3 protein-coding genes are annotated in these 2,912 nt (G+C 48.3%); all 3 read left to right on the top strand.

What is annotated here, in order from left to right; genetic code table 11:
• A partial coding sequence (locus tag B147_RS27745) for an AAA-type ATPase lid domain-containing protein (RefSeq protein WP_033397072.1) occupies positions 1 to 477 on the top strand: 477 nt, incomplete at its 5' end.
• Between the two features lie 282 nt (positions 478 to 759).
• Complete coding sequence (locus B147_RS32785; RefSeq protein WP_020586561.1) at positions 760 to 1,119, top strand: hypothetical protein; 360 nt, start codon at positions 760 to 762, stop codon at positions 1,117 to 1,119.
• A 75-nt stretch (positions 1,120 to 1,194) separates the two neighbouring features.
• Entirely contained in the window at positions 1,195 to 2,769 is a 1,575-nt protein-coding gene (locus B147_RS0107270) for an SLC13 family permease (protein WP_020586560.1), read from the top strand.
• Positions 2,770 to 2,912 lie beyond the last annotated feature (143 nt).

Here is a 2,912-nt window from a genome sequence, read left to right as displayed (position 1 = left end):
CCCCTGACCGCCCACTATCTTGAACGGTTCTCCCATGAATTGAAAATCGATAACCCCGGCATCCGGGAAGACGCCCTGGACCTTCTGGAAAATTACGAATGGCCGGGCAATGTCAGGGAACTTGCCAACCTGATCCACAAGGCCCTGATCTTTAACCGCGGCAACCCTTTGTCGGTCAGCGACTTAAGCCAGATTATCCGAAAACAGGAATCCCCGGGAGAGATCTCCCAGGGCTCAAACCAGGAAGAGGCTATCCGCCAATGGGTCCACTTCTGCCTGTCCCACCCGTCCAAGGATCACAGTTTTGAATTCTTTTCAGATACCATCTGCGCCATGGCCGTGGAAGAAGCCCTGAAAATCTCAAACGGCAACCGGTCCCAGGCCGCTCGGCTTTTGGACATATCCCGCCCCACCCTGCATGCCAAAATAGACAAATACGGAATCAACACCATTTCATCCACCCAGGTCATCCGGTGAGTTCCGTTATCAAACACAACAATCCTTGAATGACTCTGCCGCCATTAAATAAATTCATCCTGCCCGAACCATCAGCACCACAAAGACAGCTAAACTCTTAAATTTTTACAGGGCGTAAAAAAATGTGGCAGGTAGCAACCTTTTGGGCTACCTGTCACATTCTTAAATTATTTTATTATTTCAAGGTATTAATCTATATTTTTAGCGTTTTCTTCATCTGGCATATATCTTGATAGAGAAGCTCAAGCCGAATAAAACGGTATCACAAGAGCCATTGATATCATGCACGACCCCGTAACCGACAAAAAAGAATATTATCAAGTACTAATCCGGAATATCAGAATCCGTATCCTGCCGGTTTCCATTATCATATTTCTGATAGGCTGTGCAGCCATAGTGTCGGTTTCTTTTACACTCTCCAAGGACCTTGTCAAACACATCGCAAAAACAGACCAGAAAAATGAAGCCACAGTGGCAAACGCCATTGAAGGGATGAAACGCGGCGCATTCGACTACCTGATGAAACCCTGTAATCTTGAGGACCTCATCCACAAGATTGAAAAAGCGGCAACCAAAAAATTTGAGCATGAAGAAAAAATCATGGAGGCCAGGGCCAGAGAAATAACAGGTCACATGGTTTAGGTATTTAAAAGGATTACTGGAAAAAATCAGCCTGGCACGGCAGGCCAAAAACAAACAGAATGGAGGAACAAACCAATGATATTCAAATCAAGCGGATTCAAATTAGCAGTAGCAGTGTTGATCGGTGTAGTCGTGTTTATTCTGCCCAGGCCGGAAGGGACAAAATTTAAACTTTCCGGTACCGGCGCAGACCAATTAAGTCAGTCAGTTTCAGAATATTTTTCAACCCAGCAGACGGAACCCGGCAAACCTGTTATTCTGACGGCCAAAGCCCCTGGCGTCGAACAGGCCCGGGCACAATATCTTGGCGACCAGGCCAAGGCAATGTGCCTTTCGGAAGTTAAGGTAGATTATGTGGACGGAATGAGCCCTAAAGCCAAACGGTTTTTATCCGTGCTTGCGGTGCTGGTTATCCTGTTTGTGGTGGAGCCCATACCCCTTGAAATCACGGCGGTGCTCATTGGCGCCTCCCTCGTGATTCTGGGCCTTACCGATGTGAAAGGGGCATGGGCGCCCTACATGCATCCTGTTGTTATTTTCATCATGTGCTGCCTGATCTTTGCCATTGCCCTGGATAAAGTGGGGCTGACAAAACGCCTAGGCTATTTTATTATCAAAAAAGCAGGCAATTCCGTAACCCGGTTCACCTTCATCATTGCCGTGGGTTTAGGCCTTGCGTCCTCTTTCATGCACGATGCTGCCGCCTGTGCCATCGGCATTGTCACCATGCTGCCCCTGATGAGGGCTGTGGGCATTGACCCCCATACCAATACGGCAAAATTTATGATGCTGTCCTTACCCTTTGCCTGCTCCTGCGGCGGCATGGGCTCCCTAATAGGTGGTGGCCGCTGCATGGTGTCCGCTGCATTTTTAAAAGAGTTCACCGGTATTGAAATCACCTTTTTTGACTGGATCAAGTATTGTATGCCTGCAGCCATTGTTTGCGTACCTGTGGCAGTTTTAATCACCTACCTGATCTACCGGCCCGACCCCAAATTCAAGCTGCCGGCTTTTGATGAGGATTTAGGCCCCATGACAGCAGTGGAAAAAAAAGCATTAATTATTATTGGCATCTCCTTTGTATCGTGGCTCACCAAGGGCATCCACGGTATTGATTATTCCGTCACCGGTATGGTGGGCGTGGCGCTCCTGGTATTGTTCGGCGTACTTAAATGGCGGGACATAAACGACAACCTGGAATGGGGCACGGCCCTGTTTATCTTTGGCGGCGGTATTTCCCTGGGCCTTGCCATGGGATATTCCGGCGCAGCAGACTACTTTGCCAACCTGTTCTTCCCTCTGATTGAGGGCAAAGGATGGCTGGTGCTCTTTGTGGGTGTGGGTGTATTCGGTGCGCTTGTTACCAATGCCATGGCCAATGTCGCGGCAGCCGCGTTAATTCTGCCTATTGTTATTCCGATGGCCCAGCTTGAAGGGGTCAACCCGACCATCCTGGCCCTGTGCCTTGGTATGGCCACATCCTTTGCCATGCTGCTGGTCATCGGCTGTCCGCCTAATGCCATTGCCTATTCATACAAATACTTCAAGTCCTCGGACTTGACCAAGCTGGGTCTTGTGACTACACCGACCCTGCTTCTGATACTGGTAGGCGTGGTCTGCACCTGGTGGAAGTTTTTGGGTCTAATATAAAACGAAATTATTACAAATTCTTTCATAAAAATTTTAAGGAGAAAAACCCATGGTAAAAATACCGGTAAAAATCTTGATCGTTGATGATGAAAAAGATTTTGTAGAGATGTTTTCCCTGCGCCTGACCCGGCAGGGGGAAAAGG

It is taken from the genome of Desulfobacter curvatus DSM 3379, assembly GCF_000373985.1.
GTDB classification, from domain to species: Bacteria; Desulfobacterota; Desulfobacteria; order Desulfobacterales; family Desulfobacteraceae; genus Desulfobacter; species Desulfobacter curvatus.
Note: the sequence above shows the minus strand (reverse complement) of the source record. Positions and strands in the feature narration are given on the sequence as shown.